This window comes from Chryseobacterium metallicongregator, assembly GCF_031324065.1.
Classification (GTDB): domain Bacteria; phylum Bacteroidota; class Bacteroidia; order Flavobacteriales; family Weeksellaceae; genus Chryseobacterium; species Chryseobacterium metallicongregator.
This window is the reverse complement of sequence record NZ_JAVIXS010000001.1, coordinates 143,240-166,151: the sequence shown is the minus strand read 5'-3', so window position 1 is coordinate 166,151 and position 22,912 is coordinate 143,240. Positions and strand designations below refer to the sequence as shown.

General features: G+C 35.5%; 24 protein-coding genes and 1 other RNA gene. 21 read left to right on the top strand and 4 right to left on the bottom strand.

Going from position 1 to position 22,912, the window contains the following annotated elements; all coding sequences use genetic code 11:
- Positions 1-16 precede the first annotated feature (16 nt).
- The 6 genes from gyrA to REB14_RS00705 all read left to right on the top strand — a co-directional run bounded on the left by gyrA (position 17) and on the right by REB14_RS00705 (position 7,092).
- The gene (gene gyrA / locus REB14_RS00730) at positions 17-2,617 is read left to right on the top strand and encodes a DNA gyrase subunit A (RefSeq protein WP_309521234.1); all 2,601 of its coding nucleotides are present in this window, start codon (positions 17-19) and stop codon (positions 2,615-2,617) included.
- Between the two features lie 29 nt (positions 2,618-2,646).
- The gene (locus REB14_RS00725; RefSeq protein WP_079241837.1) at positions 2,647-3,681 is read left to right on the top strand and encodes a tetratricopeptide repeat protein; all 1,035 of its coding nucleotides are present in this window, start codon (positions 2,647-2,649) and stop codon (positions 3,679-3,681) included.
- 304 nt (positions 3,682-3,985) lie between these two features.
- A complete protein-coding gene (locus tag REB14_RS00720; protein WP_034697698.1) occupies positions 3,986-4,822 on the top strand; it encodes a 1,4-dihydroxy-2-naphthoyl-CoA synthase in 837 nt (278 codons plus the stop codon).
- 74 nt (positions 4,823-4,896) lie between these two features.
- Positions 4,897-5,826 carry a 1,4-dihydroxy-2-naphthoate octaprenyltransferase gene (menA, locus tag REB14_RS00715; RefSeq protein ID WP_034697701.1) on the top strand — a complete coding sequence of 310 codons (930 nt, stop codon included), beginning with the start codon at positions 4,897-4,899 and terminating at the stop codon, positions 5,824-5,826.
- A 16-nt stretch (positions 5,827-5,842) separates the two neighbouring features.
- Positions 5,843-6,289, top strand: coding sequence for an SRPBCC family protein (locus tag REB14_RS00710; protein WP_079241835.1), 447 nt, complete (start codon positions 5,843-5,845; stop codon positions 6,287-6,289).
- Positions 6,290-6,405: 116 nt separating this feature from the next.
- A complete protein-coding gene (locus REB14_RS00705) occupies positions 6,406-7,092 on the top strand; it encodes a metal-dependent hydrolase (RefSeq protein ID WP_034697707.1) in 687 nt (228 codons plus the stop codon).
- Positions 7,093-7,209: 117 nt separating this feature from the next.
- Here REB14_RS00705 and ffs read toward each other — a convergent pair.
- Positions 7,210-7,307: signal recognition particle sRNA small type (ffs, locus tag REB14_RS00700), an RNA gene on the bottom strand.
- Between the two features lie 130 nt (positions 7,308-7,437).
- Between ffs and REB14_RS00695 the strand changes: the two genes are divergently transcribed.
- The 13 genes from REB14_RS00695 to REB14_RS00635 all read left to right on the top strand — a co-directional run bounded on the left by REB14_RS00695 (position 7,438) and on the right by REB14_RS00635 (position 19,121).
- Entirely contained in the window at positions 7,438-8,040 is a 603-nt protein-coding gene (locus REB14_RS00695) for a DUF4199 domain-containing protein (protein ID WP_079241833.1), read from the top strand.
- A 16-nt stretch (positions 8,041-8,056) separates the two neighbouring features.
- The gene (locus REB14_RS00690) at positions 8,057-9,007 is read left to right on the top strand and encodes a glycosyltransferase family 2 protein (protein ID WP_079241832.1); all 951 of its coding nucleotides are present in this window, start codon (positions 8,057-8,059) and stop codon (positions 9,005-9,007) included.
- A 197-nt stretch (positions 9,008-9,204) separates the two neighbouring features.
- The gene (locus REB14_RS00685; RefSeq protein WP_079241831.1) at positions 9,205-9,594 is read left to right on the top strand and encodes a hypothetical protein; all 390 of its coding nucleotides are present in this window, start codon (positions 9,205-9,207) and stop codon (positions 9,592-9,594) included.
- 188 nt (positions 9,595-9,782) lie between these two features.
- Entirely contained in the window at positions 9,783-10,484 is a 702-nt protein-coding gene (locus REB14_RS00680; protein ID WP_079243930.1) for a GIN domain-containing protein, read from the top strand.
- 63 nt (positions 10,485-10,547) lie between these two features.
- Complete coding sequence (locus REB14_RS00675; protein ID WP_079241830.1) at positions 10,548-12,263, top strand: phospho-sugar mutase; 1,716 nt, start codon at positions 10,548-10,550, stop codon at positions 12,261-12,263.
- A gap of 17 nt (positions 12,264-12,280) precedes the next feature.
- Entirely contained in the window at positions 12,281-13,192 is a 912-nt protein-coding gene (locus tag REB14_RS00670) for a tol-pal system YbgF family protein (RefSeq protein ID WP_309521233.1), read from the top strand.
- 22 nt (positions 13,193-13,214) lie between these two features.
- Positions 13,215-14,468 carry a pyridoxal phosphate-dependent aminotransferase gene (locus REB14_RS00665; protein ID WP_079241828.1) on the top strand — a complete coding sequence of 418 codons (1,254 nt, stop codon included), beginning with the start codon at positions 13,215-13,217 and terminating at the stop codon, positions 14,466-14,468.
- Between the two features lie 119 nt (positions 14,469-14,587).
- A complete protein-coding gene (locus REB14_RS00660) occupies positions 14,588-15,178 on the top strand; it encodes a hypothetical protein (RefSeq protein WP_309521232.1) in 591 nt (196 codons plus the stop codon).
- Between the two features lie 128 nt (positions 15,179-15,306).
- Positions 15,307-16,293 (top strand): phosphatase PAP2 family protein, encoded by a 987-nt coding sequence (locus REB14_RS00655; protein WP_079241826.1) that lies wholly within the window; start codon positions 15,307-15,309, stop codon positions 16,291-16,293.
- Between the two features lie 139 nt (positions 16,294-16,432).
- Positions 16,433-17,155 carry a 3-deoxy-manno-octulosonate cytidylyltransferase gene (gene kdsB / locus REB14_RS00650; RefSeq protein ID WP_079241825.1) on the top strand — a complete coding sequence of 241 codons (723 nt, stop codon included), beginning with the start codon at positions 16,433-16,435 and terminating at the stop codon, positions 17,153-17,155.
- A gap of 98 nt (positions 17,156-17,253) precedes the next feature.
- Positions 17,254-17,916, top strand: coding sequence for a hypothetical protein (locus tag REB14_RS00645; RefSeq protein ID WP_034697731.1), 663 nt, complete (start codon positions 17,254-17,256; stop codon positions 17,914-17,916).
- 34 nt (positions 17,917-17,950) lie between these two features.
- Positions 17,951-18,526, top strand: coding sequence for a glutathione peroxidase (locus tag REB14_RS00640; RefSeq protein ID WP_079241824.1), 576 nt, complete (start codon positions 17,951-17,953; stop codon positions 18,524-18,526).
- Positions 18,527-18,605: 79 nt separating this feature from the next.
- Positions 18,606-19,121 carry a VOC family protein gene (locus REB14_RS00635; protein WP_309521231.1) on the top strand — a complete coding sequence of 172 codons (516 nt, stop codon included), beginning with the start codon at positions 18,606-18,608 and terminating at the stop codon, positions 19,119-19,121.
- Positions 19,122-19,170: 49 nt separating this feature from the next.
- On the opposite strand, the gene REB14_RS00630 is transcribed toward REB14_RS00635, so the two are convergent.
- A complete protein-coding gene (locus REB14_RS00630) occupies positions 19,171-19,827 on the bottom strand; it encodes an NAD(P)H-binding protein (protein WP_309521230.1) in 657 nt (218 codons plus the stop codon).
- A gap of 119 nt (positions 19,828-19,946) precedes the next feature.
- Here REB14_RS00630 and REB14_RS00625 point away from each other — a divergent pair, with 119 nt between their 5' ends.
- Together REB14_RS00625 and REB14_RS00620 are read left to right on the top strand one after the other, a co-directional pair.
- On the top strand, positions 19,947-20,300 hold the full coding sequence (locus tag REB14_RS00625; RefSeq protein ID WP_079241821.1) for an MmcQ/YjbR family DNA-binding protein: 354 nt from the start codon (positions 19,947-19,949) through the stop codon (positions 20,298-20,300).
- Between the two features lie 82 nt (positions 20,301-20,382).
- Complete coding sequence (locus REB14_RS00620) at positions 20,383-20,874, top strand: hypothetical protein (RefSeq protein ID WP_079241820.1); 492 nt, start codon at positions 20,383-20,385, stop codon at positions 20,872-20,874.
- Between the two features lie 9 nt (positions 20,875-20,883).
- Here REB14_RS00620 and REB14_RS00615 read toward each other — a convergent pair whose 3' ends face one another.
- Together REB14_RS00615 and REB14_RS00610 are read right to left on the bottom strand one after the other, a co-directional pair.
- Positions 20,884-21,933, bottom strand: coding sequence for an acyltransferase family protein (locus REB14_RS00615; protein ID WP_309521229.1), 1,050 nt, complete (start codon positions 21,931-21,933; stop codon positions 20,884-20,886).
- Complete coding sequence (locus REB14_RS00610) at positions 21,917-22,843, bottom strand: bifunctional riboflavin kinase/FAD synthetase (protein ID WP_034697746.1); 927 nt, start codon at positions 22,841-22,843, stop codon at positions 21,917-21,919. Before REB14_RS00610 ends, REB14_RS00615 begins: the two co-directional genes overlap by 17 nt.
- Positions 22,844-22,912: the final 69 nt, after the last annotated feature.

Below are 22,912 nucleotides of genomic sequence, written 5' to 3'. Positions count from 1 at the left end.
ACAATAAAATTTGTTTATGCAAAAAGAAGGAGAAAGACTGATTCCTATCAACATTGTTGATGAAATGAAGTCGTCTTATATCGATTATTCGATGTCGGTTATCGTTTCAAGAGCGTTACCGGATGTAAGAGACGGCTTGAAACCCGTTCATAGAAGAGTACTTTATGGTATGTATGGATTAGGGGTATTTTCTAACAGAAAATATTTAAAATCTGCGAGAATTGTTGGGGATGTATTAGGTAAATACCACCCACACGGAGATTCCTCTGTATATGATGCTATGGTAAGAATGGCACAGGATTGGAGCTTGCGTTATCCTCAGGTAGACGGACAGGGTAACTTCGGTTCTATGGATGGTGACCCGCCTGCAGCAATGCGTTATACCGAGGCAAGATTGAAAAAGATCTCTGATGAGGTTCTTTCAGACCTAGACAAAGAAACAGTTGATTTTCAGAATAACTTCGACGACAGTTTACAGGAGCCGACAGTAATGCCTACTAAAGTTCCAAATCTTTTGGTAAACGGTACTTCAGGTATTGCCGTAGGTATGGCAACCAATATGGCGCCTCATAACCTGTCAGAATCCGTAGATGCAATCTGTGCTTATATCGATAATAAAGAAATTACGATTGATGAGCTGATGCAGCACATTATTGCGCCGGATTTCCCTACAGGTGGTATCATCTATGGATATGACGGAGTAAGAGATGCTTTCCATACAGGAAGAGGTAGAGTTGTTTTAAGAGCTAAAGTTAACTTTGATGAAATCGGAAACAGAAACGCGATTATCGTTACTGAAATCCCTTATCAGGTGAACAAAGCTGAAATGATCGCCAGAACAGCAGAGCTTGTTAAAGACGAAAAAATCCCTGGTATCCACGAGATCAGAGATGAATCGGATAGAAAAGGACTTCGTGTGGTTTACGAATTGAAAAATGACGCAATCCCAAATGTAGTTCTTAACTTATTATATAAATATACGGCACTTCAGACTTCTTTCAGTGTAAACAATATTGCACTGGTACACGGAAGACCGGAGCAGTTGAACCTTAAAGATATCATTCATCACTTTGTAGAGCACAGACATGAGGTAATCGTAAGAAGAACTCAGTATGAGCTTAAAAAAGCAAAAGAAAGAGCGCACATCCTTGAAGGATTCATGAAAGTAATTGGAACTCAGGATTCTCTGGACAGAGCCATTTCTATTATCCGTCACAGTGCAAACCCTCAGGCTGCAAAAGAAGGCTTGATCGAAGCATTTGAACTTTCAGACATTCAGGCTCAGGCTATTCTAGATCTTAGATTAGCTCGTTTAACAGGAATGGAGCTTGATAAGATCCGTGATGAATACGATGCGATCATGAAAGAAATTGCAAATTTGGAAGACATCTTAGCTAACGAGCCGAGAAGATTCCAGATCATCAAGGAAGAATTGATCGAAATCAAAGAAAAATACGGAGACGAAAGAAGAACTGAAATTGATTATTCAGGAGGAGAAATGTCTATCGAAGATATCATCCCTAACGAATCTGTAGTTCTTACGATCTCTCACGCAGGATACATCAAGAGAACTTCACTTTCAGAATATAAAATTCAAAGTAGAGGCGGTGTAGGAAACAAAGCAGCAACAACAAGGGATTCTGACTTCCTTGAGTATATTGTTTCTGCAACCAACCACCAGTACATGTTATTCTTTACAGAAAAAGGAAGATGTTATTGGCTAAGAGTATTTGAAATTCCTGAAGGCTCTAAAACAGCAAAAGGAAGAGCAGTACAAAACCTAATCAACATCGAACCGGATGATAAGATTAAAGCCTATATCAGAACGAACAACCTTAAGGATTCTGAATATGTAAATCAAATGAGCGTTGTGATGGTAACCAAAAACGGTACAATCAAGAAAACATCATTGGAAGCATATTCAAGACCAAGAGTAAACGGGGTAAATGCTATCGAAATTAGAGATAATGACCAGTTATTAGGTGCTTACCTTACCAACGGAGAATCTCAGATTATGATTGCTACTAAAAATGGTAAATGTATCCGTTTCCCTGAGGAGAAAGTAAGAGAAGTAGGAAGAGGATCTATCGGTGTAAGAGGGATCTTGCTTGAAGAAGGTGACGAAGCTATTGGTATGATTGTTGTGAACGATGTAGAGAACGAAACAGTACTTGTAGTATCTGAAAAAGGATACGGAAAGAGAACTGCAGTAGAAGACTACCGAATTACCAACAGAGGAGGAAAAGGAGTTATTACCCTTAATATCACTGAAAAAACAGGAAATCTTATCGCTATTCAGAATGTAAGAGACGAAGACGGATTGATGATTATCAACAAATCCGGTGTTGCGATCAGAATGGGAATGGATGAAATGAGAGTGATGGGTAGAAATACTCAGGGAGTGAAACTGATCAACCTTAAGAAAAATGACGAAATTGCAGCCATTGCAAAAGTAGAAATGGATAAAGATGTAGAAGAAGATTCTGAAGAACTTGAAGAAACAGAAGAAGGAGTTGTAGGATCGCTATTTGATAACCAGGAAAATGACAATGTAACACCTCAGGCTGAAAATGAAAATTCGGCAGAGGAAAATGAGAATTCTGATTCTGAAGAATAAATTGTACAATTAAATATAGAATAGTTATTATGAAGAAACTAATTTTAGGAATGGCTATCGTGGCGTCTGCTTTTGTTTTCGGACAAAAAGATGCAAATGCTCTGAATGCAAAGCTTCAGGAAGCCAACAAAGCAGCGATGGCTGCGTATGATGCAAAAAACTATGCAGCAGCAGCACCTAAGTTTATTGAAGTTTATGACTTATTAAAATCCAGCGGTCAGGACAATAAAATATATATGTATTATGCAGGACTTAGCCACGCGTTAGCTAATAACAGTGACCAGTCTATCAAAATATATACAGATCTTGTGAATTCAGGGTTTACAGGTGTAGAAACTACATATACTGCAAAAGAAAAGAAAAGTGGTCAGGTTGTGAACTTTGATAAAGCAACTTGGGAGGTGATGAAGAAAAATTCAGACTATACTGATTTCAAAACTGAACAATCTAAGAGTATAGAGACTGATTTGTATGAAACCTTAGTTTCATTACTTCTGAATGCTAAAAAAGCTAATGAAGCACTTGTGGTTATTGATAAGGGATTAGCTAAATTCCCGAACAATGCTAAGCTTAAAGAAGCTCAAACTACAGCATATCTTCAGTCAGGAAACACAGAAAAATTTGTTGCAGGATTGAAAGAACAATTGGCTAAAAACCCAAATGATGCAGTAAGCTGGTTTAATTTAGGTGTAATGCAGAGCAAAAAACCTGAAACAGTTGCAGATGCTTTAGAAGCATTTAAGAAAGCAATCGAATTAAAACCTGATTTTGCTGATGCTTACCAGAATTTGGTTTATACTACAATTGGTGATGATTCTAAAGTAGTAGCAGATATTAATGCATTAAGAAAAGATAAGCCAGACGAGGCTTCTAAATTAATTGATGCAAGAAGAGAAAGATTTGCTAAAGCATTACCATTTGCAGAAGGATGGTATAAAGTAGCACCAAAAAATATTGAAGCTGTTACTGCTCTAAAAGAAATTTATGTAGTAACTAAAAACGTGGATAAAGTTAAAGAAATGAAAGCTAAAGAAGCTGAACTTACAGCTGCTGGAGCAAAATAATCATTTTTTTACAATAACAGATATGAAAACCGGAACAGAAATGTTCCGGTTTTTTTATTGTAAACAGAAAGTGTTGACTGAGCTTCTTATCCGGATTTTATTTTTTATGCAGGAGTTTTTAGATCTGTTATGATGTATAAACCTAACAGGTTTAATTTATTCAACTCTGCTATGCAGTTTCTGTTGAAAATTCTTCATGCCGAATTCATGCATTCAAAATTTCTGTTTTTTATAGAGATGAACCTTAAATTTCAACCTGAGAATTTCTCTGTAATTCCGTATCTTTGAGAAAAATTTTTTTAAGATGATCGAGTGGAAAACCGCCAAGGAATACGAAGATATTACCTATAAAAAATCTAACGGAGTAGCAAGAATTGCTTTCAACAGACCTGAGGTGCGTAATGCTTTCAGACCTAAAACAACTTCAGAATTATACGATGCTTTTTATGATGCCTATGAAGATCCTTCAATAGGAGTTGTATTACTTTCAGGAGAAGGACCTAGCCCTAAAGACGGTGGCTGGGCATTTTGTAGTGGAGGTGATCAAAAAGCCAGAGGACATCAGGGATATGTAGGAGAAGATGGAAGGCATCGTTTGAATATTCTTGAGGTTCAGCGTCTGATCCGTTTCATGCCGAAAGTGGTAATCGCAGTTGTTCCGGGATGGGCAGTTGGTGGAGGACACTCACTTCACGTAGTATGTGACCTTACTTTAGCAAGTGAAGAACATGCTATTTTCAAACAAACAGATGCTGATGTTACTAGTTTTGATGGTGGTTACGGTTCTGCTTACCTTGCTAAAATGGTAGGACAGAAAAAAGCCCGTGAAATCTTCTTTTTAGGAAGAAATTATTCTGCTCAGGAAGCTTTCGAGATGGGAATGGTAAATAAAGTAGTTCCTCATGCAGAATTAGAAGATACTGCTTACGAATGGGCTCAGGAAATTTTGGCTAAATCTCCAACTTCTATCAGAATGCTGAAATTTGCCATGAACCTTACAGACGATGGGATGGTAGGGCAACAGGTTTTCGCAGGAGAAGCAACCCGTCTTGCCTATATGACAGAAGAGGCTCAGGAAGGAAGAAATGCTTTCCTTGAAAAAAGAAAGCCCAACTTCGGAGAAGATCAATGGATATCATAACATGAGTGATGAGTAATAAGTAATGAGCAATATTTTTCATTATTTATTACCCATTGCCTATTACTTATAAATTTATGACGGATTGGATAAAAGCCGCAAGGCTAAGAACTTTACCGCTTTCCCTAAGCGGGATTATTATGGGGGCTTTCATTGCAAAATGGAGACTTTACGGAGAAGGAGGAATCTGGGACTGGAAAATCCTTGCGCTTGCTCTTTTGGTTACCCTTTTATACCAGATTTTATCAAATTATGCCAATGACTATGGGGATGGAGTAAAAGGAACCGACGCCAAAAGAATCAATGAAGCAGAAGCAAGAGCTGTAGCATCAGGAAAAATTACTGCGAAACAAATGAAGAATGCGGTAATCCTTTTCGCAGCATTATCTTTCATTGCTACCATTGCTTTGCTATACGTAGCTTTCATTCCGAACTATATGAATGAATTCTATATCTTCATAGGACTGGGCGTAGCATGTATTCTTGCAGCAATTGGATATACTGTAGGTAAAAAACCTTACGGATACATGGGATTGGGAGATATTTTTGTGTTTATCTTCTTTGGACTGGTTTCTGTATGTGGAAGCTATTTCTTATTTACAAAAACTTTCAGCTGGGATATATTATTACCAGGAACAGCTGTTGGAATGATGAGTATGGCTGTTCTTAACCTGAACAATATGAGAGATATTGAAAGTGATAGACTATCAGGGAAAAACAGCTTTGCATTGAGGATCGGATTCAAAAATGCAATGATCTATGAAATGGTTCTTTTGCAACTTCCTTTACTACTTATTCTTGTATTTTTAGGAATGAATGGATTTATGCAGCAGCAAAACTATTACGTCTTCATCGTAATGATTCTGTTGTTTCCACTATCAAAATTAAGAAGAAAGATATTGTCTGTAAAAGAACCGAAGGAATTAGATCAATATTTAAAGCAGGTGGGAATCATGACCTTTGTGATGGCTATTCTTACAGCAGCTGGACTTAATTTATTTAACTAATCCAAAATATTATATCATGAGTTCTAATGTCTATGTTGAAGCTCAAATGCTTATCAGAAAACCGATTGAAGATGTTTTTGAAGCATTTATCAATCCGGAAGTAACCACCCATTTCTGGTTTACAAAATCTACCGGAAAATTGGAAGAAGGTAAAACTATTACCTGGGAATGGGAAATGTACGGCGTGAAAAACGTAGTGAAGGTTCACGAGATCATTCCGAATCAGCTGATCAGAACAGAATGGGGAGAGCCTTCAACCAACGTGGACTATGAATTCAAAACCATGGAAAAAGGAACTCTTGTTATCGTTAAAAGCTATGGATTTAGCCAAACGGGTGAAGATCTGCTTAAAGTAATTAATGACAATACAGGAGGTTTTACGACAGTTTTAGACGGGTGTAAAGCTTATTTGGAACATGGGATTAATCTCAGATTAATTGAAGATAAATTCCCATCGAAATAACAAATTAAAGAAAACGCAAATGGCACGAATAATTTCACAAATGTCACTAATCTCATTGTGCTCTTTGTGAAATTATTTGAGTCATTTGTGTTTAAAAATTTAAACTAAAATTTAAAATGAAAATACAATTCTTAGGGCAAAATTGTTTCCTGTTTACCTACAAGGACAAAACAATTTTGAGCGACCCTTTTTACAACTACAAAAAAGCAGAATCAGGTTTTGATATCGCTGCTCAAAAAATCGACTACATCCTGTTGACCCATGCGCACGGTGACCATATTGCCGATGTAGCGGAAGTATTACAGCATTATCCGGAAGCTACCATCATTGGAGTTCCTGAAGTATGCGGTTACTTCCAGCAGGCTAAAAATAGAGACGATGTGAACTTAGGAGGATCAGCAAAAATCGATGATCTTAAAATTTCCATGGTTCCGGCTCACCATACAAGTTCTTTCCCGGATGGAAGCTATGGAGGAGTTCCTGTTGGGTATATCTTCAGACTTCCTGAAGGTAAGAACATCTATTTGGCAGGTGATACAGGAGTAATGGCTGATATGGAGCTGTTCCCGAGACTATATGGAAACATCGACCTTTCTATTCTTCCCATCGGAAGCCACTATACAATGTGCCCTAGAAAAGCTTCTTTTGCAGCAGCAGAGCTATTAAAAACACCGAAAGTAATCGGATGTCACTTTGATACTTTCCCTGCCATTGAAATCAATCATGAAAGTGCACTACAACATTTTGCTGATAAAAATGTAGAACTTGTTTTACCAAAATTAGGAGAGACGTTCGAATTTTAATCAATAACGAAACCGGAGGTAATCTGAAAATTAGAAAAATGAAAATGATGCGTAAGGTATTAAAAACAAAAAAAGATAATTATCAAATTACCTCTCTTCTTACTTTAAACCAAAAAAAAATGGCAAGCTACCTAAATCACACCGCTACGACCGATTACCTTTGCTGCGTTCCCACCCTGGAGGATTCTCAGGAGCTGGTTGTTTAGGACTTGCCGTTGCAAAGGTAGGAATATTTTATAAACTTCAAAACTTTATCAAAGAAAATTAGTTGAAAAAATGCAGTGGTAAAGCTAAACGTCTGACATTTAGAGGGAAAAATTTTCAACTTTTTTTAAAAATTTAAATATGACGAAAAGTCCATCAACACTAGGAATTATACTTTTTATCGCTACAATGATTGTTTTTTTTGTAGTGTATACTTTTTTCTCAGGAATCAATTATTTTGATATCTCTTTGAAAGCCAACGCTTTTATTTTGCCTCTTTTATATGCCGGAGTTGCTTTCTGGTCTGTAAAATCGTTTTGGAACAACCATAGAGTCGTAAAATTCAAGGAAGCTTTCAAAAGAGCATTTGTTCCGATGTTCATCGGAGGAATTCTTTCCATTTTCAGTATTTATGCTTTTTTAACTTTTGTAGATCCTGCAGCTAAAAGCCTGTTGAACTATCAATATGTTCAAAGACAAAAATCAGAACTGGATACAGAATATACTTCAGCAAGAAAAATTCTGAAGCATCAGAAAGATATTGATGAGCTGGATCAGAAATACAAAGAAAGATTGCAAAGCTTCACACCAGAGGCGGTTAAAGGAAAAGATATGCTTACCGCAAGTCATTTTTCAGGATATTTTGCAGCAATTCTTATATTTTACGTAGTTTTGTCGGTGTTTTTCGGAGCGTTTTTCAGAACAAGAACGATACATCAACCCGAAGAAACAAATCAAGCCTAATTTTTATTAAAATTAAATGAATTTATCTATAGTTATTCCGTTACTGAACGAAGAAGACTCTCTGGAAGAGCTTTTTTCAAGAATCGATAAAGTATGCACAACCAGTAATTTATCTTATGAAATCTGGTTTGTAGACGATGGAAGTACGGATTTGTCGTGGAGTATTATTGAGAATATGAAAGTTCAGTATCCTCAGATCCACGCTATTAAATTTTCCAGAAATTATGGAAAATCACAAGCACTTCATGCCGCTTTTGAAAGAACAAACGGTGATGTAGTGATTACCATGGATGCCGATTTGCAGGATTTCCCTGAAGAAATTCCGGAACTGTATAATATGGTGATTCATGATAATTATGATATCGTTTCCGGTTGGAAAAAGAAGCGTTTTGATAATGTCATGACGAAAAATATTCCGTCAAAATTATTCAATGCAGCAGCGAGAAAAGTTTCAGGAGTTTATCTTCATGATTTCAACTGTGGTTTGAAAGCCTATAAAAGACAGGTGGTAAAATCGGTTGATGTTTATGGAGATATGCACCGTTATATTCCGGTACTGGCTGCCAATGCTGGTTTCAGAAGAATCACGGAAAAAGAAGTGCAGCACCAGGCTAGACCTTACGGAACTTCAAAATTTGGAACAGAAAGATTTGTCAGAGGATTTCTGGATCTGATAACCCTTTGGTTTGTAAGCCGTTTTGGAGGAAGACCAATGCATTTCTTCGGAGCTGTGGGTACTTTAATGTTTATTGTTGGTTTTCTTTCAGCACTTTGGTTAGGAATTTCTAAACTTATTGATGTTGCAAGAGGAATTTACGGACATTTAATTACCAATAATCCTTGGTTCTTTATTGCTTTGACCATGATGATTTTGGGAAGTCTTCTGTTTGTAGCAGGGTTCTTGGGAGAAATGATTATCAGAACAAACCGCGAACATAAGAACTATAATATTGACGAAGTGATATAATCTTTAAACACTAATGGCACGAATGTTTCACAAATAGCACTATGTATGCTTGTGATATTGGTGGATAAAATTAGTGTGATTCGTGGTTTTTAAACTAAATAATAGGAAACCACAATTATAATAACTTCATCTTAATAAATAAAAGCACTCTGTCAACAGGGTGCTTTTTTGTAATTTTATAAAAACTTTTAATCTAAATGTTTCAACTCAAATCAATTCTTTTTTATTTTCTTTTATTCCTGACCATTTCCTGTTCATCCAACAAACTTTCCGGCTCATGGGAGTTTATTGATATTTATGATGGAGAAATCTGTAATACAGATACGTTGAAAAATAAAACAAACAATTCCAGATATGGAACAGGAATTCTGACCTTTTATCAGGATAAAACTTTTACTTCAATGGGGAACAACGGGACATATCAGATAGAAAATAATCTGTTGAAAATGAAGTATAATGATGATGAAAATGTAACCCCAATGAAAATTTCTGGTGTAAGTAAAAATTATCTGCTTTTATTTTCAGTGGCAGGTAGTCCTAAAACGTGGTTTTATAAAAAAGTAAAAGAAAAGACGAATAAGAAATAGTTTTCAGAAAAGCAAAAAATTGAAAATTATCAGGTATTTTATTGTCAAAAGACAAAGATTTTTAGAAATTTTAATCCTATTTTTGTTCAAAGTAATATTGAAAATCCTGTAAGATGCATGAAGAAAGGCTTTCAGAGATTTTCAGTAAAAATGATTGCGATTATAATATTGAATATTTCAAATTACATATGAAAAAAATTGTATACACATTAATGCTGGTGGCCGTAGTTTCCTGTGGAAAAGTTTCTCCAAAAGGAAATATTGAAAAGAAAGATGTGGATGTTTCGGAGTTCGTCAACCTTGATCTGGAAGGTAAATTCCGTGTATTTTATGCCAAAGGTCCAAAGAATTTTGTAGAAATAGAGACCTATCCGAATGTGGCGGGTAATCTGGATGTAGATGTAAAAGACAAAACACTTTTCATCAAAGAAAAAAGAGCGACAAAAGGAGTTGATTTTTATAATGTGACAATTTATTCCAAATATAATCTTGAAAAAGTAGCTGTTTCTGATTCTGTGGAAGTGAATATTTCAAGTGAAATCAAAACAGACAATTTCAGGCTAAATATGAAGAATAATGCAAGCTTCATGGGGTCTGTCAACACAAGAAGGGCAGAAGTGGAAATGCACAACAGAAGCCGCGCTAACTTTTTGGGATTGTCTAAAGATGCTGTGATAAAGATTTCAGATACAGCAAGTTTAATTGCACCTTACTGGAAAATCACCAACCTGAATATTGATTCAAAAAACGGAAATTATGCAGAAGTAAATGTAAAAGATTCTTTAAAAGGACATATTCAGAATACTGCAAAATTTATTTACTATAACGATCCAATCAGAGCATTTAAGATTGATAAAACGACGAAAGTCGAAAACAAAAAACTGGATTAAACCAGTATTATTTAAACCAGAAACTAGGAACTTTACAAACTATAAAAGAACAACGATACGAATATGAATACACTAGAAAAAGCGAAACTTTGGTTAAGTGATACCTTCGATAAAGAAACGAGAGATGCTGTACAGACATTAATCGACAGCAATTCTCCGGACCTGGAAGATTCTTTCTACAGAGAACTGGAATTCGGTACAGGAGGTATGCGTGGGATAATGGGAGTGGGGACCAACCGCTTGAATAAATATACATTAGGACAGGCTACTCAGGGATTGGCCAATTATATGCTTCAGCAGTTCAAAGGAGAAGAGATTAAAGTGGCCATCGCTTATGATGTTCGTAATAACTCAAAAGAATTCGGAAAACTGGTAGCAGATGTTCTGACAGCCAACGGAATTAAAGTATTACTTTTCAAAGATCACAGACCGACTCCGGAATTGTCTTTCACTGTTCGTGATAAAAAATGTAATGGAGGAATTGTATTGACAGCGTCTCACAATCCGCCTGAATACAACGGTTATAAAGTATACTGGAACGACGGAGCACAAATTGTTCCGCCTAATGATGAAGCTATTATCAATGAGGTATATTCCGTAAAATTTGAAGAAATTAAATTCAACGGAAATGACGATCTAATTGAGTGGATCGGAGAGGAGCAGGATGATGTTTACATCGATGCCTGTATTGAAAATTCTACCTATCAGAATGTTGGAAAAGAAAATCTAAATATTGTTTTCACCTCTATCCACGGAACAACTTATACGACCATTCCAAAAGCTTTAGAAAAAGCTGGATTCAAAAAAATAGATCTTGTAAGAGAACAGATGATACCAAGCGGAAATTTCCCTACTGTAGATTCTCCAAACCCGGAAGAACCTGCAGCATTGGAAATGGCAATGGATCTGGCAAGAATTACCAATGCTGATATCGTTATCGGAACAGATCCGGATGGGGATAGATTAGGTATTGCAGTAAGAAACCTTGAGGGTGAAATGCAGTTACTGAACGGTAACCAAACCAATACAATCCTTACTTACTACATCCTGAATGAATGGAGAAAGCAGGGAAGAATTACCGGAAAAGAATTTATTGGTTCTACGATCGTAACTTCAGATATCTTCTTTGATATTGCACAGAAGTTTGGGGTAGAATGCAAAGTAGGTCTTACCGGATTCAAATGGATCGGAAAAATGATCCGCGAAGCAGAAGGAACACAGAAATTTGTGTGTGGAGGCGAGGAAAGTTTCGGATTCATGACCGGAGATTTTGTTCGTGATAAGGACTCTTGCGGAAGTATCCTTGTAGCTTGTGAAATTGCTGCATGGTGCAAAGCCAATGGAAAAACTATGTATCAGTACATGATCGAGATCTACGAAGACCTTGGAATGTATTATGAAGGATTGATCAATATCGTAAGAAAAGGAAAAGAAGGAGCTGAAGAAATTCAGAATATGATGAAAGACTTCCGTGAGAATCCTCCAAAAGAACTGGCTGGTTCATTAGTAGAAGAAGTGAAAGACTTTAAGGAACAGACAAGCCTTACCGTTTCTACCAACGAGAAAAAAGTAATGAATGATATTCCGAAGTCTAACGTTTTGATCTATTACACACAGGATGGAACAAAAGTATGCGTAAGACCTTCAGGAACAGAACCCAAAATCAAGTTCTATGTTTCAGTGAAGGATTCCGTTACTTCAGAAGCTGATTTCAGAGACAAATTAAAATCATTGGAAGTTAAAATAGGAGCCGTTAAAACAGATTTGAAACTGGATTAATGTGCTGAAAACAGCAGATGATAAAAAGAGTTATAGCAATATGCATACTATCTGCAGCTGTAGTTTCCTGTAAAAAGGAAACTACAGTTTCAGAAGTAAAACAGGTAAACGATTCGATTACCAAAACTGAATCCGAAGAAGATCAGTACAAACCCATAGACACAGCTTGTTCATCCACTAACAAAACGGAGGATTATATTACATCTCTTCAATGGTATCGTACCAAAATCGAAAAAGAGATGGCAGCTAACAGTCCGGAACAGAATGACAGAGTATACGAAGATTATTTAAAAATAAGAGGAAAGTATACAGAATGTCTGATGAATCTTCATACTGATGTCTTGGATAAATATGCGAATTATTATAACTATGATAAGGATCAGTACAACTTTCCGGATAACGTTAAAAAAATAGCTTCAGAACTAAAGAAAGCAGGTCTTGAATTCAGAGAAGTAGGAGAAGGAATGACTGAAATATGGACCATTCCGGGATATTATTCTTCTCTTTTTAAAAATAAACTGACTCCGGATTATGAAGCTTATATTTCACAAACGGATAAAGAAAGTGAAGCTAATTATGCAGCAGATGCAGGATTGATAATCAGCTGGGAGCAACTAGGCGACAGGCTGATGTTCTGGGAAAATTTTATGAATAAATATCCTGAAAGCAAGCTGATAAAGACTGTAAAACAAGACTATAACTACTATTTGTCTGATTATCTTTTGGGAATGGATAATACTCCAACCTACGAAAGAGAACCAGACAAAGAAACCGGAAAACTAAACGATGAAAACAGAGCGGAATTCAACAGGATGATCAAAAAATATCCGAATTCCAACACGGCAAAAAAAGCAAAAGAAGTAATCACCCTTTTTGATGCACAAACACCGGTAGATCAAATATATGAGAAGATTCATGGAGAACGATAATATAAATTTAAAATAAGAAAAAGTGAAAGTTTCAAAATTAGCAGCGAACCTGATCGGTTCTGAAATTGTAAAAATTGGTAACGAAGTAAATGATCTAAAAGCAAAAGGAGCAGAAATTGCCAATCTTACTATTGGTGATCTGAATTCTAATATCTATCCTATTCCAACATTATTGAAGGAAGAGATTCAGAAAGCATATCAGAATAATCTGACGAACTATCCCCCTGCCAACGGACTTTTATCTTTAAGAAAAGAAGTTTCCAAAGATCTTAAAAAAAGATGGAATCTTGACTATTCTCCTGAAGATATCCTGATTACTGCAGGATCAAGACCTTTGATCTATGCTGTATACAAAACGATCGTAGATGAAGGAGATAAAGTAGTATATCCTACACCATCTTGGAACAATAATCACTATGCTTACCTTACTTCAGCCAATGCTGTAGAAGTAAAGACAAAGCCTGAAACCAATTTTCTTCCGACTGCTGATGATTTAAGACCTCATTTGGATGGAGCTGTGTTATTAGCTTTATGTTCTCCTTTGAACCCTACAGGAACCATGTTTACAAAAGAACAGCTTTCTGAGATCTGCGAATTGGTCATTGCTGAAAACAAAAAAAGAGGGGAAAATCAAAAACCTTTATACTTAATGTATGACCAGATCTACTCTTGCCTTACATTCGGTGCTGAGCACGTAGATCCAGTTTCTCTTTTCCCTGAAATGAAAGACTACACTATCTATATCGACGGTATTTCAAAATGCCTTGCAGCAACAGGAGTACGTGTTGGATGGGGATTCGGGCCTGCTCATATCCTTGATAAAATGAAGGCGCTTCTTACTCACGTTGGGGCATGGGCACCAAAACCAGAGCAGGAAGCGACGGCTAAATTCTATGAAAATTCAGAGAATGTAGATACTTTCGTGAATGATTTTAAAGCTAAACTTGAAAACAGCTTAAAAGTACTTCACAATGGAGTTCAGGACTTAAAAGGAAAAGGATTGGCTGTTGACAGTATTGAACCAATGGGAGCTCTTTATCTTACTATTAAATTAGATTATATCGGGAAAACAAAACCAGATGGCGTAGTAATTGAAAACTCTTCAGACCTGGTATTCTACTTAATTAATGAAGCAGGAGTAGCATTAGTGCCATTCTCAGCCTTCGGAGAAGAAAAAACTGAACCTTGGTTCCGTGCTTCTGTAGGAGGATTAGCTGTAGATGAGATTAAAGTAATGCTTCCAAAACTGGAAAGTGCTTTGAACAAATTAAAGTAATCTTTACATAAAATATAAATGCTTCGACTCTGTCCGGCATGACACTGTTAAAAACAAAATGAGTTTAATTGTGTCACGCTGAGCAAAGTCGAAACATTTTTTACACACCTTATGAAACCATGAAACTTTCACAGAAATTCTTTCTTAAAACAAAATATGTGTTTTTTTCAACGCTGGCAATCATTGTAATAGTGATTCTCAGTGTTTGGCTTTCAGGAAAAGGATCTCATCGTTCACTATTTCAGAATTCAATTTTATCAACCTCTGTTTTGGCTGGAGCATTTTTCCTATTTATTACGTTGGGACTATATTTTGGGTTGAAACTAAAAGACAATATCGGAAATATTTTAAACAAAGAAAGAATACAAAGATATGCTGATAAAACACCAAAACTTGATGGTTTTGAGTTTGATCCACCAGCTGTTGGTGATGGAATAGGAGGTATTATTTTATCAATTCTTTTATGGATTGTAGTTTCAATTCTACTCATTTTTCTTTCCTACTTTTTTGGTCTTTTCTTTTGGTCGTCTGTATTATTATTAGGAGCTATCTTGTACTGGATTTTTTTCAGAGCTTTAAGGTTGGTTTTCAAAAACTCAGGAAAATGCAAGGGCAATTTGCTAAAAAGTTTTGGATTCGGACTTTTTTATTCTTTTCTCTATATCTCCTGGATGTATGGAATTATTTTTCTGATCAAATATTTGCATTGAAGTTGTGTTTATTAATCAAAAAATTAAATAAATATTAAAAATTAAATAATCTCTTTGTACGACACACAACAAGGAATTATCTTTGAGACTTTTACACACCTGAATATAATAAAGTCGAAAATTACACGATGAAAAAACTGAGATTTCTACTCTTACCAGTTTCAATATTGGTATGCTCACAAGAGGTTGATACATTGAAGGTAAATGAGCTTCCAAAGGAACTTGGATTGCCAAAAGTACAAACTTACACCCTAAAAGACGGATCTGTCAGAACCTATCCTAAACCTAAATTATTAGATTTTGTAACCAAATTACCCAGAAACTTTATCGATACCAATAAAGACTTTGTAGCCAAAGATCATGCTTATTATCTGGGAGGTGCTGTTGCGGCAACTTTGATTCTTCTGCCATTTGATCAGAAACTGATTGACAACTCAAGAGAGCTTGCAGAACAATGGGGAATGGATAAGGATAATAACTACCACAAAGTCGGAGGTGTATTTAAAATTCCGAAAGATATCGGATCTACTCTGTATCTCATAGGAAATGGCTCCACATTAGTATTACTAGGAATTGGTTTTGGTACCTATGGATTGATTAAAAATGATTACAGAGCACAGGCTACAGCGAGTGGTTTGATGGAAAGTTTAATTCTTTCCGGAGTTTTCACTCAAACCCTTAAAAGAATTACCGGAAGAGAAAGTCCATTTATTGCCGAAGAATATGGGCATAAAGGAGGCGCGTGGAATCCATTTCCAAGTTTCTCCGCATTCAGTAAAAATACATCGAATTATGATGCAATGCCATCAGGACATTTAACTACCTTTATGGCTGGGATCACAGTTATTGCAGATAACTATCCGGATGCCAAATGGATCAAACCTGTAGGATATACACTGGCAGGAGCATTATGCTTTCAAATGATGCAAAGTAAAGTTCACTGGGCTTCAGACTATCCGTTAGCCTTATTAATGGGATATTTTATAGGAAAAACAATCTCAAAAAGCAGATATACTTCTTCAGAAGGAACAATAGGAAAGACAAAATATAGTCTCAACTTCACTGCATCCCGCCAATGGGAATACAATATGGTAGGCGTAAAACTCTCTTTTTAAACTCTGAAATCTCTGTTTTGTAGAGGAAATAAGATACTTTTCACTACATTTGGTCTCAGGATAAAAGGTTTATCCTGGCTTTTATAAATGCCGGAATGGAACCTCCTGATTTAAAAAGAATTACTTAATATTGTATTGAATGAAAATAATCGCTGTCATCCCTGCGCGTTACGAAGCAAGCCGTTTTCCAGGGAAATTAATGCAGATTTTAGGAGAAAAAACCGTAATTACCACAACCTATCAGAATGTTGTGGAAACCGGACTGTTTGACGAAGTATTTGTCGCCACAGACTCTGAAATTATTTTTGATGAAATCGTAAAAAACGGAGGAAAAGCCGTAATGACAGGACAGCACGAGACCGGAAGCGACCGTATTGCTGAAGCAGTACAGAATATAGATTGTGATATCGTGATCAATGTTCAGGGAGATGAACCTTTCCTTAAGTTAGAACCTTTATGTCAGCTGATTGAAGTTTTCAGAAATGACAACCAACAGGAAATATCTTTAGCTTCTTTAAAAATACAACTGCATGAAAAAGAAGAAATTGAAAACCCGAATAATGTAAAAGTGATTACTGATAATAATGGTTTTGCCTTGTATTTTAGCCGTTCCGTAATTCCTTTTCACAGAGAAGTTTCTTATGATGTAAGTTATTTTAAACATATTGGAGTATATGCTTTCAGGAAAGAAGCCTTGTTGCTATTTTCAAAGCTGGCTATGAAGCCATTGGAAATAGCAGAAAAGATTGAATGCATCCGTTATCTTGAATATGGAATGAAAATCAAAATGATAGAAACCAATTTTGTAGGAGTAGGCATTGATACTCCGGAAGATCTGGAAAAAGCCCGGAAGTTAATTTAAAATCAGAAGAATGAGCAAAACAAATTGACCTTTTAATTGTTTTGTGTTTTTGCAATTTTACATAAATCCCCCTATATTTGAATTTATAAATAAAATTAATGAAGAAGTTATTATTAGTATTTGGACTGATATTTTCGCATGTGATATTCGGACAGACCGCAAAGGAAATTATTGACAAAAATATTGAATTATCCGGAGGGTTAACCAATTGGAAACTGTTAAATTCAGTATTGCTTCAGGGAAAAGTAATCCTGGGAATTAAAGATGAATATCCGATAAGAATTTTCCAGCAACGTCCAAATCTTACTAAAACATTGATTACTACCGGAGGAAAAGAAACCGCAATTGAAGGTTTTGATGGTACCAAAGGATATGCTATGAATTATGCGGCCAACAAACTTCAGGAATATCCTGAATATGTGCCGGAAAGCTTTGATAATGACTTCATTGATTGGGAAAATAAAGGATTTGATGCCAAATACCTTGGAAAAGAAAAAGTAGGAGAGATCTACTGCCATAAGGTAGAACTTACCAAGAATGTGAATAAGAATATGTACTATTTTGATACAAAAACTTATATGTTGATCAAAGAAGTGAAAAAAGATGAAACATTGATCTATTCTGATTTTAAAAAAGTTGGAAACATTGTAATGCCTTTCAGAATTGAATCTTCAAGTGCTAAAAAAGATGGAGATTATGTGATGTTATTAAACAGAGTAGACATTAATAAAGTATTCCCGGCTAATATTTTTAAGTTTTAATTCAACTGCAGTTCTCTGCATAAACTTATAAGACATGAAAAAGATTTTTTTACTGCTGCTTTCTTTCATGGCATTTCTGCAAAGCTGCTTCAATCAAAAAAGTGAAATTTCAAAAGCTAAAACCAACGAACTTATGGGAAAAACAATATATGACTTCAAAGTAGAAAGTCTTGATGGCAAAGAAATCAATTTTGCAGATTTCAAAGGAAAAAAAATCCTGATTGTTAATACAGCTTCAGAATGTGGGTTTACCCCTCAGTATGCAGATCTTGAGAAGGTATATGAGCAATATAAAGATAAATTGGTAGTTATAGGTTTTCCTGCTAATAACTTCGGAGGACAAGAACCTGGAACCAATACTGAGATTGGAGCTTTCTGCCAGAAAAACTATGGAGTAACATTCCCTATGGCTGCTAAAGTTTCTGTAAAAGGTGATGATACCGCACCAATCTTTAAATTTTTAACAGAGAAAGAATTAAACGGAGTAAAAAATACAAGTATCCTTTGGAACTTTACGAAATTCCTGGTGGACGAAAACGGAAAACTGATTGATTCTTTTGTAAGTACTACAAATCCTACAGATCAGGCGATTACAAAGTATCTGAAATAAAGATAAAAAATATATATTTTTACAAGTGGGTGTGTTTTACATCCACTTTTTTTATTTTTATATCCAATGAATTCATCTTATGAAGAAAATAATTTTTATCCTTTGTGTCTTAGCCTCTTTCATGTTGGGATTTGCTTTTAAAGCTGTTACAGGAAACAAATTTGATGATACGAAAAAAGTTACCGGTATTGGAGGCATCTTTTTTAAATGTAAAGATCCTAAGAAAATGAGAGAATGGTATGAAAACCATCTTGGGCTCAATACCAATGAATACGGAGCTGTATTCGAATGGTTTCAGGGTGCTGATAATTCTAGAAAAGGATTCAGTCAATGGAGCCCATTCAGTGAAAAAACAAAGTATTTCCAGCCTTCTGAGAAAGATTTTATGATTAACTATCGAGTGGAAAATCTTGAAAAACTGGTTGAACAGTTAAAAAAAGAAAATGTAAGCGTGGTTGATAAGATAGAGACTTATGAATACGGAAAGTTTGTCCATATCATGGATATTGAAGGAAATAAAATAGAGCTTTGGGAACCTAATGATATTGAATATGAAAAGTTAGGACAGAAAATGGGCAGTAAAACAACAAAATAGGTAATCCCTTTTAACACGAAACGTATTACCTCGAATCCTGCATCCCGAATCATTCATTACTCTTCTCTGCAAAGCAGAAAATGTTCCCCAGCTTGATACTCGAATAGCCATTACTTTTTATTTTCGAAGAATTGATCATGGCCTTTGCCAGAATATCGGTCGGCAAAGGTTTTTGACTTTCTAACAGCCCAAGTTTATTCGCAAATTTAATAATGCGGCTTCCCAATACTTCTCCGGTTCTTTCAGAGTCTTTTCGTTCAAGCATTCCTGGCTTAAAAATGGTAATCTTGTTGAAATGCAATTGTTTTACGGCCTCTTCCAGTTCACCTTTCATCTTGGAATAGAAAATTTTAGACTGCGGATTTGCACCATAAGCAGATACCAGAATATAATCTTCCACCTCATTTTCTTTTGCGGCTTTTGCAAATTCATACTGATAATCAAAATCTACTTTCTTCTGGGCTTCTTTGCTTCCGGCATCTTTTAAGGTAGTTCCCAGACATGAAAACGCCACATCTCCCTTCACCATACTTTTCCATTCTTCAGGCTTTTCAAAATTCACCACATGAACTTTCAGTTTATCATTCTGAATATTGACAGGTTTTCTGACAAAAATATCTACTTCATCAAATTCTTTATCATTGAGTAACTGATTCACCAGATCTTTTCCTGTAGCGCCTGTAGCACCTATTACCAGAGCTTTCATAATAATTGCGATTTTGTGAGATTATTTCTTTCTTAAATTTACTAAATTTGAATCAAAGATTAAAGAATTATATCATTTAATCATTACGAATTACTGATCACTCATTACTCATATTGAATATGGATGCCAACGAAATTTTAGACTATTGCCTTGCCAAAAAAGGAGTTACGGAAAGTTTTCCGTTTGATAACGAAACACTTGTACTTAAAGTAGATACCAAAATGTTTTTACTGATGGGTCTTGAAAGACAGCCGTTAGCAATCAATGTAAAAACAGATCCGGAGTGGAGTGCAGAGCTTCGTGAGCAATATCCTCAGATCACAGGTGCTTATCATATGAACAAAACCCACTGGAATTCCGTGGCAGTAGATGGACTGAAAAGAGATTTGATCTTTAAACTTATTGACCAATCCTATGATCTGGTTTTTAAATCTCTTACCAAGAAGGCTCAAAATGAAGTAAATTCTTTATAGTAAATAAAATAAATTGAGGTATGAAATTTGTTATCTATTACCGGTGAAATAATATATTTAATCTTAATAAAATAAATAACAAATGAGAAACCACCTTTTATTATTCGCAACAGCAGGTGCATTTCTGCTATCAAGCTGTACCAATCCGGTAAAGAAAAGTACTACAGAAACTACAACTCCTGAAGCATCCGCAGCATCCGCTTCCTCTGAAAATCTTAAAATAGAATTTTCAGGAGTGGAGAATTTTACCATTAAAAATCCAAAACTAAAGGTTAGCCTGTACGGAATGGATGAAAAACTGGCTGATGCTCCTGCCAGCTTAATTACAGAGAAAGAATTTGAGCAGAAATCTGTACCATTCACTATTGATCTTCCGGTGCCAAAAGATGCTGAAAGTAAAATCAATCCAAAACCTGCTGGTCCGGCAAAATACTATGTAACCATAAGCTGGGACTCAGATGGAAATGGAAAAGCAGATGAAAAGGGTGATATCTTCATTGATTATGACAAACAGTTCCCCAATGTGAAACTGAACAATGAAACCCAGAAAATCTACTTAAAAGTATTAAAATAAACTAAAAGGCTATTCAGTGAGAATAGCCTTTCTTGTTAATAAATCTTTATATTCTAATGCTTTCTTTTCAATCAGATGCCAGGAAACGTATCCTAACAGAATAGATAGCGGTAATGAAATTATAAATAACATAGCTGTATCCAGTTTAAAGAAATACATCAGCGTCTGCTGTATAGGGAAAGAATAAATATAAATACCATAAGAAGTATCTCCGATAGTATCTCCAACTTTATTAAGATATCGGGTAGAGTTTTTCCCAAGAAGAATTACCAGCAGAGGCAGGGTAATATAGCAGGTATACTGATTAATATTTAAATATACACTGGCAATAAGAACAGTGAAAGAAAGAATAATAAGAATGTTTTCTGTTCTTTTATTGGTATTCAGGTAAGTCATGATCATTCCTCCGACGAAAAAGCACATCAGATTGTAAAAGTGATTACTTCCCAGTTCCATTTTCATGAATAATCCGTGAAGGAAATAGGGATGAAAAAGACTTAAGAGATAACTTGATATAAATAGCAGAATGACAACTGTTTTCACAAATGTTTTTTCCCTGATAAAGAAGAGTAGTGAAACCATGACATACATGCTGAATTCATAGCATATAGTCCACAAACTCCCATTGATACTGTGTTTGTAAGGATTGTTTTCAAAAACTCCATCAATACCTTTTTGACGGAAAAATAAAGTGATATTTTGAGGAATATAAGTGTAAACAGATTTGTTCTGTAAGTAAGGAACAGTATTTTCATACACTGCAGGTGCCAGTAAAACCGTAAGAAAAAGTACGACTAATAGTGCCGGAAAAAGTCTTAAAAGTCTTTTCCAGTAAAAATCGGGAAGACTTTTGCAGCGAAGCAGGCTTTTAAAAATCAGGTATCCGGAGATAATAAAAAAACCATGAACTCCCAGATAAGAAAATTCCATCTGGCCGTTGGTAAGTTGTGACAGTAGATCACCATGAGGCGCTCCTGAAAGAGCATAGGAATGGGAAATGACAACAAAGCTTGCAAAAATAAGCCTTAGAAAGTCAAAATTATTACTCCTTGAATTCATATATTTGTGTTAATCTTTTATCCTCATCCAGTCTTTCAATCAATTTGTCAAGACCTTCAAATTTGATTTCATCATGAAGAAAATCCCTGAAACTTACCGTAATCTTTTCTTCATAAATATCATCATCAAAATCAAGGATATAAACCTCCACAGTTAGTTTTTCTCCGTTTACCGTGGGATTGGTTCCCACACTCAGCATTCCTTTATATTGGTTGCCTTTTACGAATACTTCTACAATATAAGCTCCTTTTTTAGGTAATAGCTTGATAGATTCAGTGTCAATATTGGCTGTTGGATATCCGATGGTTCTCCCAATCTTTTTTCCATGAACTACAGTTCCTGAAACAGAGTAGGAATATCCCAGCATTTCATTGGCCTCTTTAACATTTCCTGCTAACAGGGCATTACGTACTTTTGTGGAACTGATATTATTTTCATGAATATTAATCGCTTCCATCTGTTCTACTTCAAAATCCAGTTCTTTTGATAATTTCTGAAGAAGCTCAAAATTTCCACTTTTATTTTTTCCGAAAGAATGATCGTATCCTATAATAAGGTACTTTACATTAAGTTTATCAACTAAAATCTGGCGTACGAATTCTTCTCCGGTCAGATTTCTGAATTCTTCATCAAATTCTTTCAGGAACAAATTATCAATGCCATATTTCTCAACCAGTTGTTTCTTTTCTTCCAGTGTATTCAGAAGTTTTAAATCTTCATTAGGATTAAAAACAAATCTTGGATGAGGCCAGAACGTAAGGATTGCTGTTTCCAGATTATTTTCTGTACCTATTTTAGTCAGTTCATCGATAATACTCTTGTGCCCGAGATGTACCCCGTCAAACATTCCTAAAGACAATGCTAAAGGCTTCTGTGAGGAGTAATCTGTAAAATTCTTGAAAACTTTCAAAACGGAAAAATTTTGATTGCAAATATAAAACCTTTATTTTTAATGTAACGGAGGGAATCTGAAAATTTG

What these genes read in the sequence shown, in the direction of transcription:
- gyrA (WP_309521234.1), top strand. Translation starts at nt 17, where the DNA reads ATGCAAAAAGAAGGAGAAAGACTGATTCCTATCAACATTGTTGATGAA.
- REB14_RS00725 (WP_079241837.1), top strand. Translation starts at nt 2,647, where the DNA reads ATGAAGAAACTAATTTTAGGAATGGCTATCGTGGCGTCTGCTTTTGTT.
- REB14_RS00720 (WP_034697698.1), top strand. Translation starts at nt 3,986, where the DNA reads ATGATCGAGTGGAAAACCGCCAAGGAATACGAAGATATTACCTATAAA.
- menA (WP_034697701.1), top strand. Translation starts at nt 4,897, where the DNA reads ATGACGGATTGGATAAAAGCCGCAAGGCTAAGAACTTTACCGCTTTCC.
- REB14_RS00710 (WP_079241835.1), top strand. Translation starts at nt 5,843, where the DNA reads ATGAGTTCTAATGTCTATGTTGAAGCTCAAATGCTTATCAGAAAACCG.
- REB14_RS00705 (WP_034697707.1), top strand. Translation starts at nt 6,406, where the DNA reads ATGAAAATACAATTCTTAGGGCAAAATTGTTTCCTGTTTACCTACAAG.
- REB14_RS00695 (WP_079241833.1), top strand. Translation starts at nt 7,438, where the DNA reads ATGACGAAAAGTCCATCAACACTAGGAATTATACTTTTTATCGCTACA.
- REB14_RS00690 (WP_079241832.1), top strand. Translation starts at nt 8,057, where the DNA reads ATGAATTTATCTATAGTTATTCCGTTACTGAACGAAGAAGACTCTCTG.
- REB14_RS00685 (WP_079241831.1), top strand. Translation starts at nt 9,205, where the DNA reads ATGTTTCAACTCAAATCAATTCTTTTTTATTTTCTTTTATTCCTGACC.
- REB14_RS00680 (WP_079243930.1), top strand. Translation starts at nt 9,783, where the DNA reads ATGAAAAAAATTGTATACACATTAATGCTGGTGGCCGTAGTTTCCTGT.
- REB14_RS00675 (WP_079241830.1), top strand. Translation starts at nt 10,548, where the DNA reads ATGAATACACTAGAAAAAGCGAAACTTTGGTTAAGTGATACCTTCGAT.
- REB14_RS00670 (WP_309521233.1), top strand. Translation starts at nt 12,281, where the DNA reads ATGATAAAAAGAGTTATAGCAATATGCATACTATCTGCAGCTGTAGTT.
- REB14_RS00660 (WP_309521232.1), top strand. Translation starts at nt 14,588, where the DNA reads ATGAAACTTTCACAGAAATTCTTTCTTAAAACAAAATATGTGTTTTTT.
- REB14_RS00655 (WP_079241826.1), top strand. Translation starts at nt 15,307, where the DNA reads ATGAAAAAACTGAGATTTCTACTCTTACCAGTTTCAATATTGGTATGC.
- kdsB (WP_079241825.1), top strand. Translation starts at nt 16,433, where the DNA reads ATGAAAATAATCGCTGTCATCCCTGCGCGTTACGAAGCAAGCCGTTTT.
- REB14_RS00645 (WP_034697731.1), top strand. Translation starts at nt 17,254, where the DNA reads ATGAAGAAGTTATTATTAGTATTTGGACTGATATTTTCGCATGTGATA.
- REB14_RS00640 (WP_079241824.1), top strand. Translation starts at nt 17,951, where the DNA reads ATGAAAAAGATTTTTTTACTGCTGCTTTCTTTCATGGCATTTCTGCAA.
- REB14_RS00635 (WP_309521231.1), top strand. Translation starts at nt 18,606, where the DNA reads ATGAAGAAAATAATTTTTATCCTTTGTGTCTTAGCCTCTTTCATGTTG.
- REB14_RS00630 (WP_309521230.1), bottom strand. Translation starts at nt 19,827, where the DNA reads ATGAAAGCTCTGGTAATAGGTGCTACAGGCGCTACAGGAAAAGATCTG.
- REB14_RS00625 (WP_079241821.1), top strand. Translation starts at nt 19,947, where the DNA reads ATGGATGCCAACGAAATTTTAGACTATTGCCTTGCCAAAAAAGGAGTT.
- REB14_RS00620 (WP_079241820.1), top strand. Translation starts at nt 20,383, where the DNA reads ATGAGAAACCACCTTTTATTATTCGCAACAGCAGGTGCATTTCTGCTA.
- REB14_RS00615 (WP_309521229.1), bottom strand. Translation starts at nt 21,933, where the DNA reads ATGAATTCAAGGAGTAATAATTTTGACTTTCTAAGGCTTATTTTTGCA.